Below are 16905 nucleotides of genomic sequence, written 5' to 3'. Positions count from 1 at the left end.
ATCCGCCTGCGCCGACCACCCTCGGCCGACGCGTCATCCGGCGTCGCATTCGGCGTCCGGTCCGACGGGAATGCCGCGGTCGCGTCCGCGTTCACTACCATCGGAGTATCAAACGTGCTCCGGGGTCGGTGGGAATCCGAACCGGCGGTGAGAGTCCGCGACCCCCGCGGCCTTCGGGCTTCGGGGTTGATCCGGTGGAATTCCGGGACCGACGGTGATGCGACGCGAGTCGCGAGTCCGGATGGAAGGAAGCACGGGCAGCGTTCGCGCTGCGCGCGCCCGTTCGCGTCCCCGGAGCCTGACAGAAGGACCACGGATGCCGGGCGCCACCGATCGGGAACACGCGGCGATGCGCCGCGCCCTCGAGCTCGCCACGCGCGGTCCGCGGGGCCTGAACCCCCAGGTCGGCGCCGTCATCCTCGGCCCGGCCGGTGAAATCCTCGCCGACGGGTGGCACCGCGGCGCCGGAACCGCGCACGCCGAGGTCGACGCGCTGTCGCAGCTCGCGCCCGGCGCCGCGCGCGGCGCGACGGCCGTCGTGACGCTCGAGCCCTGCAACCACACCGGGCGCACCGGACCCTGCGCGGTCGCGCTGCTCGAAGCGGGCATCGCCCGCGTCGTGTACGCGGTCTCCGACCCGGGCGACGCGTCCGCCGGCGGAGCCGAGCGCCTGCGCGCCGCCGGTGTCGACGTCGTCGCGGGCGTCGAGGTGGACCGGGCTCGCGCGCTCATCGCCGACTGGCTCGCCGTGCAGCGCCTCGGGCGGCCGCTCGTCACGGTCAAGTGGGCGCAGTCCCTCGACGGTCGCGCCGCCGCCGCCGACGGCACGAGCAAGTGGATCACCGGCCCGGCGGCGCGCGCCGACGTCCACCGCCGTCGGAGCGAGGCGGACGCGATCGTGGTCGGCACGGGAACCCTGCTCGCCGACGATCCCGCCCTGACCGCCCGCCGCGACGACGGGTCGCTCTACGAGCGGCAGCCGATGCCGGTGGTGCTCGGCCAGCGCGCCGTTCCGGGCGATGCGCTCGTGCACCGGCATCCGCTCGCCCTGCTCCACCGCGACGGCGAGAACCTCGGCGGCGAGAGCGAGAACGCGCCGTCGCTCATGGACGAGCTGCGGGATCTCGGCGTACAGCGGGTCTTCGTCGAGGGCGGACCGACCATCGCGAGCGCGTTCCTCCGCGCCGGCCTCGCCGACGAGGTGCTCGTGTACATCGCACCGACGCTGATCGGATCCGGAACCGGCGGCGCCGATCGCACGGCCGTCCGCTTCATCGGCGTCGACACCATCGCCGCGCAGCACCGCCTCCGCGTCACCTCGATCGACCGGCTCGGCGACGACATCCTCGTGGTCGCCGAGCCCGCACCACCCGCAGAAGGGAACGCCTGATGTTCACCGGAATCATCGAAGAGCTCGGCGAGGTCACCGCCGTTCAGCCGTCGGGCGACGGCGTGCGCCTGACCGTCCGGGCGCCGCGCGCCGTCTCGGACGCCGGACACGGCGACTCCATCGCCGTCAGCGGGGTCTGCCTGACGGTCGTCGACCAGGGCGAGGACTGGTTCACCGCCGACGTCATGCATCAGACGCTCGAGATGTCGAGCCTCGCCGGGGTCGAGGTCGGCCGGCCGGTGAACCTCGAGCGCGCCCTCGCCGCGCACACGCGCCTCGGCGGCCACATCGTCCAAGGCCACGTCGACGGAACCGGCGTGCTGGTCGAGGTGCGACCCGGCGAGCAGTGGCGCGTGCTGCGCATCTCGCTGCCGGCCGCCCTCGCACCGCTCGTCGTCGACAAGGGCTCGATCTGCGTCGACGGCGTCTCGTTGACCGTGAGCGACGTCAGTGCCGCGGATGCCGGCGAGCACTGGTTCGAGGTCTCGCTCATCCCCGAGACGCTCGCTGCGACGACCCTCGGCAGCCGGGCCGCGGGTGATCTCGTCAACCTCGAGACCGACATCCTCGCCCGTCACGTCCAGCGCCTGCTCGCCTTCTCCTCCCCTCTCCCGAACGAAGGAGGCTCCCGATGAGCCTTTCCCCCATCTCCGCAGCCCTCGACGCCCTCCGGGCCGGTCGCCCGATCCTCGTCGCCGACGACGAGCACCGCGAGAACGAGGGCGACGTCATCCTCTCGGCCGCCCTCGCGACGCCCGAGTGGATCGCCTGGACCGTCCGTCACTCGAGCGGCTTCATCTGCGCACCGATGCCCGCCGAGTGGGCCGACCGCCTCGACCTGCCCCCCATGGTCGAGACCAACGAGGATGCGCGCGGCACGGCGTACACCGTGTCGGTCGATGCGTCGACGGGCGTCACGACCGGCATCAGCGCGGCCGATCGCGCCCGCACGCTTACCGTGCTGGCAGACCCCGACGCCGTCCCGACGAGCCTCATCCGTCCCGGCCACATCCTGCCGCTGCGGGCCGTCGACGGCGGTGTGCGCGAGCGCAGCGGTCACACCGAGGCGGCCGTCGAGCTCATGCGTCTGGCCGGCCTCGAGCCGGTCGGTGCGATCGCCGAGGTCGTCGCCGAGGACGGATCGATGATGCGGCTGCCCGGGCTGCTCGAGCTCGGTGAGCGCGACGGTGTGCCGGTCATCACGATCGAGCAGCTCATCGCCCACCTCGACGAGACCGATCCGCGACCGGCGGCGGCCTCCGAGGGCGGGGCCCGGCGCCGGGTGAGCCTCCGCGCCGAAGCGCACGTGCCCACCTCGCACGGGTCGTTCCGCTTCCGCGCCTACAAGGACCGCGTCACCGGCACCGACCACATCGCGGTCGTCTCGGGCGAGCTCGGCGACGACGCGCCGCTCGTGCGCGTCCACTCCGAGTGCCTGACGGGCGAGGCCTTCGGTTCGCTCAAGTGCGAGTGCGGTCCGCAGCTGGACGCGGCGCTCGATGCGATCGATGAGAACGGCGGCATCGTCATCTACATGCGCGGCCACGAGGGTCGCGGCATCGGCCTCATCAACAAGCTCCGGGCCTACCAGCTCCAGGAGCGCGGGCTCGACACCCTCGACGCGAACCTCGCTTTGGGCCTCCCCGCCGATGCGCGCGACTACGCCGCCGCCGCCGGCATCCTCGCGGACCTCGGCGTCGACAGCATCCGGCTGCTGACGAACAACTCCGACAAGGTGTCGCAGCTGCGCGATCTCGGGCTCGACATCGTCGAGCAGGTGCCGCTGCTGGTGGGCGTCGGCGCGAACAATCACCAGTACCTCGCCACCAAGCGCGACCGCATGGGACACATCATCGACGGCGCCGAGCTCGATGCGGCACTGGCCCGCACCGAGGCAGCCGGTGCCGCCACAGCCGCCGCGGCCCCCGCCGAGCCCGCCCTCCCCGCAACGACCACCCCCGCACAGAACACGGAGACCCCCGCATGAGCGGACACGGAGCACCCGACCGTCAGAGCATCGACGCGTCCGACCTGAAGGTGGTCGTCGTCGCCGGCCAGTGGCATGACGTGATCACCGACGGGCTGATCGCGGGAGCCGAGCGCGTGCTCGAGGAGTCGGGCGCCGCCTGGCGCCTCGTCCGCGTGCCGGGCTCGTTCGAGCTGCCGGTCGTGGCCAAGGCCGCTCTCGACGCCGGCGCCGACGCCGTCGTCGCGCTCGGCGTGATCATCCGCGGCGGCACCCCGCACTTCGACTTCGTGTCGTCGGCGGCCACCGACGGACTGACGCGCGTCGCCCTCGACACCGGCAAGCCGGTCGGATTCGGGGTACTCACCCTCGACGACGAGCAGCAGGGCATCGACCGCGCGGGACTCGCCGGTTCGAAGGAGGACAAGGGCGCCGAGGCGGCCGACGCGGCGCTCCGCACCGCGCTGACCCTCCGCACCCTGCGCGCCTGACCGCCCGCCCCTCGCCCCCCCCTCGCACCCCTCGCGCCGCGAGCCAGCATCCGAGCACCGAGACAGCCGCCACCAGCTGCTGGCTCGGTGCTCGACTGCTGTTTCGGCGAACTCGCACCTTCAGTTAGGCTGAGGGTATGGAAACGCTGCGCGGTATCGTCCTCGTCATCCACCTCGTCGGCTTCGCGACGCTCTTCGGCGCCTGGGCGGTCGAAGCCGTCGGGGCACGGCGCATCACGCGGGTCATGAGCTACGGCCTGCTCATCGCGGGCGTCGCCGGGCTCGCCCTCGCCGCCCCCTGGGGCACCGACCACGACATGAACTACACCAAGATCGCCGTGAAGCTCGTCGTCCTCCTCGCGATCGGCGCCTTCCTCGGCATCGGGTCGGCACGCCAGAAGCGCAGCGGAAGCGCCCCCGCGCCGCTGTTCTGGCTCATCGGACTCGCAACCGTCGCCAACGTGGCCGTCGCCGTGCTCTGGCGCTGACCCGCTCCGCCGGGTCCGCGCTCCCGCCTGGGAGTCCGGATCACGATGACGGATGCCGTACCTCGCCGCCCGAGGTGCGGCATCCGTCGTAGGATGGTCGATCGTGCGTCGCCGACACCGTCGACGCCCCGGTGAACCCATCCGTGCACGACGCCCGCCGCACCACCCCGCCTCGGACGCCCGCCCACCGGCGCGCTCCCACGAGGGCGCAATCGACGTTCCTCCAGACAGGCAGCTCCCCCGCAATGTCCCCCGCCGCCACCTCCTCTTCTCCTGAGGCCACAGCCGCACCCGCCAATCCCCGGTCCCGCGTCATCACCGCGAGCCTCGTCGGCACGACGATCGAGTTCTACGACTTCTACGTCTATGCCACGGCCGCGGTGCTGGTGTTCCCCATCCTCTTCTTCCCCAGCGACGACGACACCGCGTCGCTGCTCGCCTCGTTCGCCGTCTTCGGCGCCGCGATGATCGCCCGCCCCATCGGCGCCGTGGTCTTCGGCCACTTCGGCGACAAGTTCGGCCGCAAAGCGACCCTCGTCGCCTCCCTGCTCACGATGGGCATCGCCACGGTGCTCATCGGCTGCCTGCCGACCTTCAACGACATCGGCTGGTGGGCAGCGCTCCTGCTGCTCGTCCTCCGCCTCGCGCAGGGCTTCGCCCTCGGCGGCGAGTGGTCGGGCGCGGCACTGGTCGCCACCGAGAACGCCCCGAAGGGCAAGCGCGCGTGGTACGGCACGTTCCCGCAGCTGGGCGCTCCCATCGGCTTCATCATCGCCAACTCGGTGTTCCTGGCGATCTACTTCACCCTCCCCCACCCCGACGGCCCGGCGCAGCGCTCCGAGGAGTTCCTCGCCTGGGGCTGGCGCGTGCCCTTCCTCTTCTCGGCGGTCATGGTCATCGTCGGCCTCTGGGTGCGCCTGAAGCTCGTCGAGTCCGACACCTTCGCGAAGGCGGAGAAGACCGGCGCGATCCGCAAGTTCCCGCTCGGCTCGGTCATCCGAGGCCACTGGCGCGCGCTCATCCTCGGCACGTTCATCATGCTGGCGACCTACGTGCTCTTCTACCTGATGACGAGCTTCACCCTCGCCTACGGCACGAAGCCCACCCTCGAGGCGGCGCAGGCCACCGCCGAGGCGACCGGCGCGCCCTTCGACGCCGCGACCTACGTGCCGGGACTCGGGTTCGGGTTCACCGACTTCGTCATCATGCAGATCGTCGGCGTCATCTTCTTCGGCATCTTCACCCTGCTCTCGGGTCCGGTCGCCGACTCGATCGGCCGCCGCAAGCTCCTGCTGTGGGTGACCGGCGTCATCGCGGTCTTCGGCCTGCTGTTCGCCGTCTTCCTCGCGCCCCAGCTCGACCCGAAGTTCACGGGGGCGCTCGTGCAGGCCTTCCTCGTGCTCGGCTTCATGCTCATGGGCGCGACCTTCGGCCCGATGGGCGCGCTGCTGCCCGAGCTGTTCCCGACGAACGTCCGCTACACCGGCTCGGCGATCTCGTACAACGTCGCGTCGATCCTGGGCGCCGCCGTGGCCCCGAGCATCGCGACCACCCTGTGGGCGCTGGCGGGCGGATCGACCTGGCTGGTCGGCGTCTACCTGACCGGCTCGGCCGTCCTGACCTTCATCGCCCTGTGGCTGTCGAAGGAGACGAAGGACACCGAGTACGAGACGAACATCGGCGAGGCGACCGCGTCGCGCTGAGCTCGTCCGACACGACGGATGCCGCGGACCTTCGGGTTCGCGGCATCCGTCGTTCTCGGGCACCGGTCGGCGACGGCCGCGGCTCCGGTCCGTTCTCAGGAGAAGCAGGCTCCCCCGGCTGGATCACGCCCGGAGGTCGGCGAATCTCCTGAGATCGTGCACGAGAACGGGCGATGCCGCCGGCCACGCTGCGCAGCGTGGCTCAGTCGAGGAAGAGCGATCGCAGCCGCTTCGTCGTGAACACGAGTCCCAGCGCGATCATGACGACGAAGTACAGCACGTGCCAGAGCATCCCGATCGAGAGGATGCCGGTGGTGAGGCCCCGGATCAGCTCCACGCCGTGCCACAGCGGCAGCGCCTGCACGACGATCTGCACGCCCTCGGGATAGACGGTGATCGGGTAGAAGGTCGCGGAGAAGAGGAACATCGGCAGGAGCACGAAGTTGATCCAGTCCATGTGCTGGAAGGTCTTCATGTAGCTCGTCACCGCCATGCCGACGCTCGCGAAGCCGAACGCGATCAGCAGGACCGCCGGCAGGGCGAGCACGGCCGTCGGCGCGAGGTTCAGACCGAACACCTGCATGATGATCATGAAGCCGCTCGCGTAGACGAGACCCCGCAGCAGCGCGTACATGATCTCCCCGAGCGCGACATCGAGCGGGCCGAGCGAGGTCGACAGCATCCCCTCGTAGAGCTTGCCGTAGTTGAGCTTGAAGAAGACGTTCCACGTCGAGTCGTAGACCGCGCCGTTCATCGCCGACACCGCCAGCAGCGCGGGGGCGATGTAGGCGGCGTAGGGAACCTCGACACCGCCCGACGTCTGCACGTCTCCGATGAGCGAGCCCAGCCCGATCCCCATCGAGGCGAGGTAGAACACCGGCTCGAAGAAGCCCGAGAGCACCACGATCCAACTCGAGGAACGGGCCGCGATGAGACCGCGCTGCACGACGGCGCCGGGGTTGCCGGCCCACAGCGCCCGAACGCCCCCGCGGCGCCCGTCGGCGTCCGGCATCCCGATCCGGCCTGCGGTCGCATTCACGTCAGCACTCACTTCGCGAGCCTCTCGGTGAACACGCGCCGACCCCAGAGGTATCCGACCGCGGCGAGCGCGAGCAGGTAGGCGATGTGGAGCACGATCATTCCGGGGCCGAGGTCGGCGCCGAACGTCGCCGCGCGGCCGAGCTCGGCACCGTGCCACAGCGGCGAGATCCATCCGATCCACTGCAGCCAGCCCGGCAGCGTCTCGAGCGGGTAGAAGGTGCCCGAGAAGAGGAACATCGGCATGAAGAGGAAGCGCTGGACGAGCGCGAACTGCCCCTTGTCGTCCTCGATCGATCCGGCGTAGGCCATGAGCGGGATGCCGAAGGCGAGCCCGGCCGCGACGCCCGCGAAGATCGCGAGCCACCCGGTCGCCGGCGTCGGCACCGCGCCGAACGGGAGGAGCCAGATGAAGAGGTAGTACGCGACGACGGCGACGATCATGCGTGCCGTCGCGCCGGCGATGACGCCGTTCGCGATCTGCGGGCTCGACAGGGGCGAGGCTGTGAAGCCGTAGAAGTAGCGTCGCCACTTGAACCCCGCCATGACGGGATAGGTCATCTCCTCGGACGCGACCGCGATCGCCGCCGTCACCAGCAGCGCGGGTGCCACGAAGGGCAGATACGAGACCTCCTGGCCGTGCGATACGAGCGGCACCTGGATGAGGGCGGCGAGGCCGATCGCGAGTCCCAGCAGGTACATGATCGGCTGCCCGATCGCACCGACGACGATCGTCCAGCCGTAGGCGCGCATGGCGCGCACCATGTGCTCGGTGACGTACCAGCTGCCGTACCGGCGAGGCCGGCGACCGGCCGCGAGCGCCTCCGCGCGGAGGTCGTCGAGGGTCGGATGATCGGTTCGCGTCGTCATTCGATCAGCGACCGTCCGGTGAGGCGCAGGAACACGTCCTCGAGGCTCGAGCGCCGCACGAGGCTCGTGAGCGGCGTGAGCCCTGCGGCGCTCACGCGCTCGAGCGCCGCCTCGCCGTCCGAGGCGTAGACGAGCACCCGGTCCGGCAGCACCTCGACGCGGTCGCCGATCCCCTGCAGCTGCCCGGCCGCCTGCTCGTTGCGGTCCGAGCCGAAGCGCACCTCGAGCACCTCCCGGCTGGAGTGCTCGCGGATGAGCGAGGACGGGGTGCCCTCGGCCATGATCCGGCCCTTGTCGACGACGATGAGCCGGTCGCACAGCTGCTCCGCCTCGTCCATGTAGTGCGTCGTGAGCACGAGGGTGGTGCCGCGCTCCTTGAGCCGGAAGAGACGGTCCCACAGGACGTGACGCGCCTGGGGGTCGAGTCCCGTCGTCGGCTCGTCGAGCAGCAGGATGCGCGGGTCGTTGATGAGCCCGCGGGCGATCGTGAGGCGCCGCTTCATGCCGCCGGAGAGCTGATCGACCTTGTTCTTGGCCTTGTCCTCGAGCTGCGCGAAGGCGAGCAGCTCATCGGCCTTCTCGTGGCAGACCCTGCCGGGGAGACCGAAGTAGCGCCCGTAGATGTAGAGGTTCTCCCGCGCGTTCAGCTCGCCGTCGAGGTTGTCCTGCTGCGGCACGACGCCCAGGCGCGAGCGGATCTCGGGGCCGTAGCGGTCGGGATCGAGCCCGAGGATCTGCAGGTCGCCGCTCGTGCGGGTCGACACGGCGCCGATCATCTTCATCGTCGTGGACTTGCCCGCGCCGTTCGGTCCGAGCAGACCGAAGGACTCCCCCGGCGCGACCTCGAACGACAGGTCGTCGACCGCGACGAAGTCGGGCTTGTTCTTGACCCGATAGGTCTTGCGGAGGCTCTGTGCGGAGATGACGGATTCGGGCACCCGATAAGAGTAGCCAGAGCCGCCGACGTGGCTGCGCCGGCGACGGCACGGCACAATCGGAGGATGTCCGCCGTCCTGACCACCGTCGCCGACCTGCACCGAGCCCTCGCGGCGGGGCGCTACGCCGACGGCGGCGCCGTGCGCGTCCTCGACGTCCGCTGGCGACTCGACCGCCCGGACGGGCGACCCGACTTCCGGGCCGGCCACATCCCCGGCGCCCGCTACGCGGACCTCGACACCCAGCTGGCCGAGCACGGCCCGGCGACCGCGGGGCGGCATCCGCTCCCGTCGACCGAGCGACTGCAGCGCGCGGTGCGCGACTGGGGCATCGACACCGGCGACACCGTCGTCGTGTACGACGACGCGCGGGGCACCTCGAGCGCCCGCGCCTGGTGGGTGCTCCGCGACGCGGGGGTGACCGACGTCCGGCTGCTCGACGGCGCTCTCGCGGCGTGGATCGATGCGGGCCACGACCTCGAGACGGGCGAACCGGATGCCGCGCGCCCCGGGACCGCGATCGTCTCCCCCGGCTCGCTCCCGACGCTCGACATCGACACCGTCGCCGCGGCAGCGCAGGGCGGCCTCGTCCTCGACGCACGCGCCGGCGAGCGGTACCGCGGCGAGGTCGAGCCGATCGACCCGCGCGCGGGCCACATCCCCGGCGCCGTCTCGGCCCCGACGACCGAGAACATCGGGGCCGACGGCCGCTTCCACTCGGCCGACGATCTGCGGGCGCGGTTCGCGGCGCTCGGGGCCGAACCGGGCGCCTCCGTCGGCGTCTACTGCGGCTCGGGCGTGACCGCGGCCCACGAGGCCGTGGCGCTGACCCTCGCGGGGTACGAGCCGGTGCTGTACCCCGGCTCGTGGAGCCAGTGGTCGCAGCATCCCGACCGCCCCGTCGCGACGGGCGCCTGACCCGCCGCGTCCGCGCATCCGCATCCGCGAGACAGCACCGGGGCTCCGAGACCGCAGCTGCCGGGTGCTGTCTCGGTGCCCGAGTGCTGTCTCGGTGCTCGGGCGGCGTCTCGCGAGGGTTACGGTCGAGGGGAACGATCGTTCCGCACTCCGAGGGGCCCGCATGTCCGACACCCGCATCCGCCTGCGCGGCCGCCGCCGCACCCCCGAGGGACCGCGGGCGACGCTGCGGCAGCTGCTGCCGTACCTGTTCGAGCACAGGGGAGTCCTCGTCGCGGTCGCCGTGCTCAGCGTGATCGAGGCGGTCGCGACGCTCGGGCAGCCGCTCGTGGTCGGGCAGGTCATCGAGCGCGTGCAGGCCGGCGACGCGCTCGGCATCCTCGTCTGGGCCCTGGTCATCCTCGTGATCGTCTCGTCGGCGATCGGCGCGTTCCAGCACTACCTGCTGCAGCGCACGGGCACGGCCGTCGTGCTCTCGAGCCGCCGCCGCCTCATCGCGCGCCTGCTGCACCTGCCGATCGCCGAGTTCGACGCGCGCCGCACCGGCGATCTCGTTTCGCGCGTCGGCACCGACACGACCCTGTTGTACGCCGTCCTCACCCAGGGACTGGCGGATTCCGTCGGCAACGCCCTCATCTTCGTCGGCGCGATCGTCGCGATGCTGTTCATCGACCCGCTCCTCCTCCTGCTGATCGTGCTCGTGCTGGGGGCATCGGTCGCGGTCGTCGTCGGCCTCAGCACCCGCATCCGCCGTGCGACGCGCGAGCAGCAGGAGCGCGTCGGCGAGCTGGCGTCGGGGGTCGAGCGGGCGATCGGCTCGATCCGGACGATCCGCGCCGCGGGAGCGACCGAACGCGAAGAGGCCGCCGTCTCCGCCTCCGCGCGCGACGCCTACGACGCCGGCGTCCGGGTCGCGAAGGCCTCGGCCCTCGTCGTCCCGATCGCAGGCATCGCGCTGCAGGTGTCGCTCCTCGTCGTCCTCGGCGTGGGCGGGTACCGGGTCGCATCCGGCGCCATCACCATCGCGAGCCTCGTGACCTTCGTGATGTTCCTCTTCTTCCTCGTGCAGCCGCTCGCCTCGTTCCTCGGCGCGGTCACCTCGGTGAACCAGGCTCTCGGTGCGCTCGGCCGCATCCAGGAGGTCCTCGATCTGCCGACCGAGGACGCGAACGACGCTGATGCCGCGGCGCAGCACTCCCGGAACGACGCCGCGACCGCGGGCCGGGCCGCGGCCCCGGCCGGCGACACCGCCATCGAGTTCCGCGACGTGCACTTCCGCTACCCGGCCGCCGTCGTCGCAGCACGGCGCTCCGCCTCGACGGAGGCGCTGCGGACCCTCGCCGACGCGCGCGTGGACACCACGGCGGTCTCGACGGCCGTCGAGGAGGCGAACGAGGGCGCCGGGGACGACGGCAGCGGCGACGGGGACGGCGACGGTCGGCGCGAGGGTGCCGCGCACCGCGACGCCGAGGTGCTCCGCGGCGTCAGCTTCCGCGTTGCGCGCGGGTCGCGCGTCGCGCTCGTCGGCCCCTCCGGCGCGGGCAAGTCGACGACGCTCGCCCTCATCGAGCGGTTCTACGACGTCACGGCGGGAGCCGTCGAGGTCGGCGGCCGCGACATCCGCGCCCTCGACCGCGTCGATCTGCGCGCCCAGCTCGGCTACGTCGAGCAGGATGCGCCGACCCTCGCCGGCACCATCGCCGACAACCTGCGTCTCGCGTCTCCCGAGGCGAGCGACGCCGACTGCGAACGCGTGCTGCGCGCCGTCAACCTCGGCGAGGTGCTCGAGCGCAGCGACCTGGGCCTCGAGGCGCCCGTCGGCGAGGCCGGCGTCATGCTCTCGGGCGGCGAGCGTCAGCGCCTCGCGATCGCACGCGCGCTGCTGGCCGCACCTCCCATCCTGCTGCTCGACGAGTCGACGTCGTCTCTGGACGGTCTGAACGAACAGCGGATGCGGGAAGCCATCGATGCCGTCGCGACCGGACGCACGCTGGTGGTCATCGCGCACCGCCTGTCGACGGTCGTCGACAGCGATCTCATCGTCGTGCTCGATCACGGTCGGGTCGTCGGCCAGGGCACGCACTCGGAGCTCGTCGCATCCGTGCCGCTGTACCGCGACCTCGCGAAGCACCAGCTGCTCGTCTGAGCGAGCGGAGCATGTCCCGCTTTCTGCGGCGCGTGTCCCACTTTCCGCTGCCCTGCGCCCGCGTGGACGACAGAAAGTGGGACATGCGCACCGGTCCGCCGGTCAGCCGCGCTGGCCCAGGCGGTACCGCAGGGAGTCGAGCTCGGCGCGCAGCGCCGCCGGCAGGCGGTCGCCGAAGGTCGCGTAGAACTCCTCGGTGAGGTCTGCCTCGCGCAGCCAGGAGGTCGCGTCGACCGCGAACAGCTCGTCGAGATCGTCCTGCGGGACGTCGAGGCCCGCGAGGTTCAACTCGTCGGTGCGCGGCAGTCGTCCGATCGGGCTGTCGACGGCGCCGGCCTCCCCCTCCAACCGGCGGACGATCCAGTCGATCACCCGCGAGTTGTCGCCGAAACCGGGCCACAGGAAGCGTCCGTCCGAACCCTTGCGGAACCAGTTGACCTGGAAGATGCGCGGCGCGCGATCGAACCGCAGCTTCTGCCCGATCGTGAGCCAGTGACCGAAGTAGTCGCCCATGTTGTAGCCGCAGAAGGGCAGCATGGCGAACGGATCGCGGCGCAGCTCGCCGACCGTCCCCTCCGCAGCCGCGGTGCGCTCCGACGAGATGGTCGACCCGATGAAGACGCCGTGCGTCCAGTCGGTCGCCTCGACGACGAGCGGCACGTTGGTCGCCCGACGACCGCCGAAGAGGATGGCGTCGAGCGGCACGCCCTCGGCGGCGTCCCAGTCGGGCGCGATCTGCGGGCACTGCGCGGCGCGCACCGTGAAGCGCGAGTTCGGGTGCGCGGCCGGCCGTCCCGACGCGGGGGTCCACGCGTTGCCCTCCCAGTCCGTGAGCTGGGCGGGCGCCTCGTCGGTCAGCCCCTCCCACCACACGTCGCCGTCGGGTCGCAGCGCGACGTTCGTGAAGATCGTGTTGCCCCAGAGCGTCTCGACCGCCGTGACGTTCGTCGACTCCCCGGTACCCGGCGCGACCCCGAAGAAGCCCGCCTCGGGGTTGATCGCCCACAGGCGTCCGTCCGAGCCCGGGCGCAGCCAGGCGATGTCGTCGCCGAGCGTCTCGACCCGCCAGCCCGGGATCGTCGGGCGCAGCATCGCCAGGTTGGTCTTGCCGCACGCCGAGGGGAACGCCGCCGCCACGTGGTACCGGCGTCCGCGCGGGTCGATGACGCGGATGAGGAGCATGTGCTCGGCGAGCCAGCCTTCGTCTCGGCCGATGACCGAGGCGATCCGCAGCGCAAAGCACTTCTTCGCCAGGATGGCGTTGCCGCCGTACCCCGATCCGAAGGACCACACCTCGAGGGTGTCGGGGAAGTGCACGATGTACTTCTCGTCGTTGCAGGGCCACGCGGCATCCTCGTCGCCCGGAGAGAGCGGGGCGCCGACCGAGTGCACGGTCTTGACCCAGGGCTTCCCGGCCGCGATCTCGTCGAGCACCGCCGTTCCGACCCGGGTCATGATGCCGATGGATGCCACGGCGTACGCACTGTCGGTGACCTGCACGCCGATGTGCGAGAGCGGCCCGCCGACGGCACCCATCGAGAACGGTACGACGTACATCGTCCGCCCGCGCATCGACCCGGCGAACAGCGGCGTGATGGTGGCGCGGATCTCGTCGGGCGCGGCCCAGTTGTTCGTGGGGCCGGCGTCGGCCTCGCTCTCGCAGGCGATGAAGGTGCGCGCCTCGGTGCGCGCCACATCGCTCGGGTGGGAGCGGGCCAGGTACGACCCCGGCCGCCACTCGGGGTTCAGCTTGATGAGCTTCCCCTCGCCGACGAGCTCGCTGAGCAGCGCATCGTTCTCGGCGGCGGAACCGTCCACCCAGTGGATGCGGCTGGGCTGCGTCAGCGCGGCGATCTCGTCGACCCAGGCCACGAGCTCGGCGAGCGCAGCGGTCGTCTCGGCGGGCGGCGCGCCCCGACCGGCGCGGCGGTCGCGCAGCACCGGCGCGGACGCCCCAGCGGCTCGCGCAGCGGAGCGGGTGAACAGGTCGGCGATGGCCATGGCTTCTCCTCGATGAGCGACGGGGCGGGGTCTGAGATCATCTCAACGCAGGTTCCGGCTGTCTTACGTGGCGTCAACGAGTCAAGAATCTCGAATCTTTCGCTATCGTTCAGGAATGGCCGCATCCGGAATCGAACTGGCGACCCTCGGGCACCGCATCCGCCACCACCGCGTCGCGCGCGGATTCACACTCGACGAGCTCGGCGCCCGCGTCGGCGTCGCGGGCAGCCAGCTGAGCCTCATCGAGAACGGGCGCCGCGAGCCCAAGCTCTCCCTGCTGCAGGCCATCGCCGAGGCGACCGGCACGGACGTCACCGACCTGCTGTCGGCCGAGCCGCCGAACCGGCGCGCGGCGCTCGAGCTCGAACTCGAGCGCGCGCAGTCGAGCCCGGTCTTCCGGCGCCTCGGGGTCGGCGCCGTCAAGCCGGCGAAGACGATGAACGACGAGACCCTCGAGTCGATCCTCGGACTGCACCGCGAGCTCCAGCGCCGCGAACACGAGGCCATCGCGACCCCCGAAGAGGCCCGTCGGGCGAACACCGAGCTGCGTCTGCGGATGCGGGCGGCGGGCAACTACCTCCCCGAGATCGAGCAGCTCGCCGAGAAGCAGCTGAAGGCGGCGGGGCACACGACCGGCGCGCTCACCCACCGCACCGTCAGCATCATGGCCGAGCGGCTCGGCTTCGAGCTGCTCTACGTCGGCGATCTGCCGCACTCCGCGCGCTCGGTCACCGATCTCGAGAACGGCCGGATCTATCTGCCCCCGGCATCCATCCCCGGCGGACACGGCCTGAGATCGATGGCGCTGCAGGCGATGGCCCACCGGCTGCTCGGGCACACTCCCCCGAGCGACTACGCCGACTTCCTGCAGCAGCGCCTCGAGATCAACTACTTCGCCGCGTGCTGCCTCATGCCCGAGACGGCATCCGTCGCCTTCCTGGCCCAGGCGAAGAAGGACCGCAACCTCGCCGTCGAGGACTTCCGCGACGCGTTCGGCGTCACGCACGAGGCGGCGGGCATGCGGATGACGAACCTGTCGACCCGCCACCTCGACATCCGGCTGCACTTCCTCCGCGTCGACGGCGCCGGCGCCATCACGCGCGTGTACGAGAACGACGGCCTCCCGCTGCCGATGGATGTCACCGGCTCGGTCGAGGGCCAGGTCGTCTGCCGCCGCTTCTCGGCGCGGTCGGCCTTCGACGAGCAGAACCGCACCGTCGAGCACTACCAGTACACCGACACACCGGGCGGGACGTTCTGGTGCTCGAGCCAGACCGGCACGACGGCCGAAGGGGAATTCTCGATCACGGTCGGCGTCCCCTTCGACGACGCGCGCTGGTTCCGCGGCCGCGAGACCGCGAAGCGGGCGACCTCGACGTGCCCGGACGACGCGTGCTGCCGCCGGCCGGACGCCGCCCTCACCGCGCGGTGGGAGGGCAAGGCCTGGCCGAGCGCCCGCGTGCACATGCAGATGTTCTCGCCGCTGCCGCGCGGCGCGTTCCCGGGTGTCGACGACGGCGAGGTCTACGCCTTCCTCGACCGCCACGCCGGCGGCTGAGCGGGCGACGTCGCGCGCAGCAACTCCTGGCTTCCGCACCGCCCCGGCGCCGAGCGAAGCCGCGTCGGGACGAACACGGGACGCCCACCGCCCCGCCGCACCGAAACCGAGGAGTCGGCGTCGGTCAGGCGCGGGTCACGACGCGTTTCGCGGCGAGAAGAAGCGGGAGACCCGGGCGAGGGCGTCCGCGATGTCGGATGCCGGGGAGGCCCCGTCGGCGACGATCACCGGCTCCGGCGGCAGGTGGTGGCGCCCCGCCGCGACCGAGTGGCGCCAGGTGCCGACGACGCGCCCCGCCGCTACGAGCACGGGGGCGACCTGGCCGTTCGCGGTCGGGCCGATCCGAGCCGCCAGCCCCGGGTCGCACACCGCCGTGCGGTCGGCATACGAGAGGTAGTACTCGTCGAACGGCGGGAGGGCGTGAACCGGCGGCACGACACCCTCGGTTTCGGATGCGCGGCCTGCGACCGGAGTCCCGGCGGCGGTGAACAGCCCCGGCTCCATCTCGCTCAGGCTGTCGGCCGCGGCCTGGGCCGCGCGCCGCGCGATGCCGATCGGCAGTCCCGCCCACCAGCGGAAGTCCTCGGCGCGCGCGGGGCCGTGCGAGCGGATGTAGCCGACGAACATCTCGGCCAGCGGATCGGCCGGCATCGGGCGCGCGGCGAGGTCGTCCACCGCCACCAGGTACTGATCGCGGGTGGGCCCGTCCGCCCGCGGGACGACGGGACCGAAGGCGAGCACGCCGCGGAGGGCGAGCGCCGAGAGGATGTGGTTGCCGCGCGACCCGGCCGGATCGATCCGCGCGGCGCGCAGCACCCCGGCGAATTCTGCGCGGGTGAGCCGGGCGCGGCCCGCGAGCGCGGCACGCGCCGCGCGCTCGGCCGCGCGCAGCACCGCGTCGTCGACGGCGAGTCCCCGCAGGATGCCGGCGGCCGCCCGCTCCTGACGCTCGGCGGTGACAGCCAGGAGCGCGGGCAAGTCGACGGCACGCACGACGTGCAGGGTGCCGCGCTGGGTCCACGCGCGCACGAGCGTGCCGTCGTCGAACGCCGCATCGACCCGGCCGAGGGTCGGCGCACCCTCCGTTCGCGTGGCGAGCGCCCAGCGGCCGGCCCAGAACTCCTGCGCCTGCACCGCCAGCATGTGCGCCGCGGCATCCGTCACCGTCGCCGCGGGGGCGCTGAGCAGATGCGCGCGCATGCGCTGCGCCGCGAGCGACCGGTCGAGCATGCCGCTCATCCTGCCGCCCCCCCCGGGTCACTCCGCAGCCCGGGGCCGCAGGCCCGTCCCCGCGGTCCCACTTCAGCCGGGATCCCGAGCCCGAGAGCCGGCCGAAGCGGGACCTCGCGGAGTCGGCGGCTCCGCTGCGCCGCCGGTCACGGAGACTGCGCGATGCGGCAA

Annotated in this window: 14 protein-coding genes and 1 riboswitch; of the genes, 9 read left to right on the top strand and 5 right to left on the bottom strand. The window is 72.0% G+C overall.

The genetic code is table 11. From position 1 onward, the window contains the following. Positions 1-111: 111 nt before the first annotated feature. Positions 112-258, top strand: a riboswitch (FMN riboswitch). Between the two features lie 58 nt (positions 259-316). The 6 genes from ribD to F6B42_RS10970 all read left to right on the top strand — a co-directional run bounded on the left by ribD (position 317) and on the right by F6B42_RS10970 (position 6038). Beyond that, the gene (ribD, locus tag F6B42_RS10995; RefSeq protein ID WP_223878459.1) at positions 317-1390 is read left to right on the top strand and encodes a bifunctional diaminohydroxyphosphoribosylaminopyrimidine deaminase/5-amino-6-(5-phosphoribosylamino)uracil reductase RibD; all 1074 of its coding nucleotides are present in this window, start codon (positions 317-319) and stop codon (positions 1388-1390) included. Then, the gene (locus F6B42_RS10990; protein WP_150419737.1) at positions 1390-2025 is read left to right on the top strand and encodes a riboflavin synthase; all 636 of its coding nucleotides are present in this window, start codon (positions 1390-1392) and stop codon (positions 2023-2025) included. The genes ribD and F6B42_RS10990 overlap by 1 nt, the downstream gene beginning before the upstream one ends. After that, a complete protein-coding gene (gene ribA / locus F6B42_RS10985; RefSeq protein WP_150419736.1) occupies positions 2022-3377 on the top strand; it encodes a GTP cyclohydrolase II in 1356 nt (451 codons plus the stop codon). Before F6B42_RS10990 ends, ribA begins: the two co-directional genes overlap by 4 nt. Next, positions 3374-3847, top strand: a complete 474-nt coding sequence (gene ribH, locus F6B42_RS10980) for a 6,7-dimethyl-8-ribityllumazine synthase (RefSeq protein ID WP_150419735.1) — start codon at positions 3374-3376, stop codon at positions 3845-3847. The genes ribA and ribH overlap by 4 nt, the downstream gene beginning before the upstream one ends. A 137-nt stretch (positions 3848-3984) precedes the next feature. Next, a complete protein-coding gene (locus F6B42_RS10975; protein WP_150419734.1) occupies positions 3985-4335 on the top strand; it encodes a Fe-S protein in 351 nt (116 codons plus the stop codon). A 245-nt stretch (positions 4336-4580) separates the two neighbouring features. Beyond that, positions 4581-6038: an MFS transporter gene (locus tag F6B42_RS10970; protein WP_150419733.1), complete on the top strand. Its 1458-nt coding sequence runs from the start codon at positions 4581-4583 to the stop codon at positions 6036-6038. Between the two features lie 202 nt (positions 6039-6240). On the opposite strand, the gene F6B42_RS10965 is transcribed toward F6B42_RS10970, so the two are convergent. Genes F6B42_RS10965 through F6B42_RS10955 form a run of 3 tightly spaced genes read right to left on the bottom strand, consistent with a single transcriptional unit; the run spans position 6241 to position 8884 of the window. Then, on the bottom strand, positions 6241-7050 hold the full coding sequence (locus tag F6B42_RS10965; protein ID WP_150420250.1) for an ABC transporter permease: 810 nt from the start codon (positions 7048-7050) through the stop codon (positions 6241-6243). 35 nt (positions 7051-7085) lie between these two features. After that, positions 7086-7946, bottom strand: a complete 861-nt coding sequence (locus tag F6B42_RS10960; RefSeq protein WP_150419732.1) for an ABC transporter permease — start codon at positions 7944-7946, stop codon at positions 7086-7088. Then, positions 7943-8884 (bottom strand): ABC transporter ATP-binding protein, encoded by a 942-nt coding sequence (locus F6B42_RS10955; RefSeq protein WP_150419731.1) that lies wholly within the window; start codon positions 8882-8884, stop codon positions 7943-7945. The genes F6B42_RS10960 and F6B42_RS10955 overlap by 4 nt, the downstream gene beginning before the upstream one ends. Positions 8885-8947: 63 nt before the next feature. Here F6B42_RS10955 and F6B42_RS10950 point away from each other — a divergent pair, with 63 nt between their 5' ends. Together F6B42_RS10950 and F6B42_RS10945 are read left to right on the top strand one after the other, a co-directional pair. Next, positions 8948-9799 (top strand): sulfurtransferase, encoded by an 852-nt coding sequence (locus F6B42_RS10950; protein WP_150419730.1) that lies wholly within the window; start codon positions 8948-8950, stop codon positions 9797-9799. Positions 9800-9962: 163 nt separating this feature from the next. Further along, the gene (locus F6B42_RS10945; protein ID WP_150419729.1) at positions 9963-11945 is read left to right on the top strand and encodes an ABC transporter ATP-binding protein; all 1983 of its coding nucleotides are present in this window, start codon (positions 9963-9965) and stop codon (positions 11943-11945) included. Positions 11946-12047: 102 nt separating this feature from the next. Here F6B42_RS10945 and F6B42_RS10940 read toward each other — a convergent pair whose 3' ends face one another. After that, positions 12048-13946: a phosphoenolpyruvate carboxykinase (GTP) gene (locus F6B42_RS10940; RefSeq protein ID WP_150419728.1), complete on the bottom strand. Its 1899-nt coding sequence runs from the start codon at positions 13944-13946 to the stop codon at positions 12048-12050. A gap of 115 nt (positions 13947-14061) precedes the next feature. On the opposite strand from F6B42_RS10940, the gene F6B42_RS10935 reads away from it, so the two are divergent. Next, complete coding sequence (locus F6B42_RS10935) at positions 14062-15504, top strand: XRE family transcriptional regulator (protein WP_150419727.1); 1443 nt, start codon at positions 14062-14064, stop codon at positions 15502-15504. 135 nt (positions 15505-15639) lie between these two features. On the opposite strand, the gene F6B42_RS10930 is transcribed toward F6B42_RS10935, so the two are convergent. Next, the gene (locus F6B42_RS10930) at positions 15640-16734 is read right to left on the bottom strand and encodes a winged helix DNA-binding domain-containing protein (protein WP_150419726.1); all 1095 of its coding nucleotides are present in this window, start codon (positions 16732-16734) and stop codon (positions 15640-15642) included. Positions 16735-16905 lie beyond the last annotated feature (171 nt).

The organism is Microbacterium radiodurans (genome assembly GCF_008710705.1).
In the GTDB taxonomy this organism is placed as follows: domain Bacteria; phylum Actinomycetota; class Actinomycetes; order Actinomycetales; family Microbacteriaceae; genus Microbacterium; species Microbacterium radiodurans.
Note: the sequence above shows the minus strand (reverse complement) of the source record. Positions and strands in the feature narration are given on the sequence as shown.

Coding starts and splice junctions, on each gene's coding strand:
- F6B42_RS10960 (WP_150419732.1), bottom strand. CDS start 7,946: ATGACGACGCGAACCGATCATCCGACCCTCGACGACCTCCGCGCGGAG.
- ribA (WP_150419736.1), top strand. CDS start 2,022: ATGAGCCTTTCCCCCATCTCCGCAGCCCTCGACGCCCTCCGGGCCGGT.
- F6B42_RS10930 (WP_150419726.1), bottom strand. CDS start 16,734: ATGCTCGACCGGTCGCTCGCGGCGCAGCGCATGCGCGCGCATCTGCTC.
- F6B42_RS10990 (WP_150419737.1), top strand. CDS start 1,390: ATGTTCACCGGAATCATCGAAGAGCTCGGCGAGGTCACCGCCGTTCAG.
- F6B42_RS10935 (WP_150419727.1), top strand. CDS start 14,062: ATGGCCGCATCCGGAATCGAACTGGCGACCCTCGGGCACCGCATCCGC.
- ribH (WP_150419735.1), top strand. CDS start 3,374: ATGAGCGGACACGGAGCACCCGACCGTCAGAGCATCGACGCGTCCGAC.
- F6B42_RS10945 (WP_150419729.1), top strand. CDS start 9,963: ATGTCCGACACCCGCATCCGCCTGCGCGGCCGCCGCCGCACCCCCGAG.
- F6B42_RS10975 (WP_150419734.1), top strand. CDS start 3,985: ATGGAAACGCTGCGCGGTATCGTCCTCGTCATCCACCTCGTCGGCTTC.
- F6B42_RS10940 (WP_150419728.1), bottom strand. CDS start 13,946: ATGGCCATCGCCGACCTGTTCACCCGCTCCGCTGCGCGAGCCGCTGGG.
- F6B42_RS10950 (WP_150419730.1), top strand. CDS start 8,948: ATGTCCGCCGTCCTGACCACCGTCGCCGACCTGCACCGAGCCCTCGCG.
- ribD (WP_223878459.1), top strand. CDS start 317: ATGCCGGGCGCCACCGATCGGGAACACGCGGCGATGCGCCGCGCCCTC.
- F6B42_RS10970 (WP_150419733.1), top strand. CDS start 4,581: ATGTCCCCCGCCGCCACCTCCTCTTCTCCTGAGGCCACAGCCGCACCC.
- F6B42_RS10965 (WP_150420250.1), bottom strand. CDS start 7,050: ATGCCGGACGCCGACGGGCGCCGCGGGGGCGTTCGGGCGCTGTGGGCC.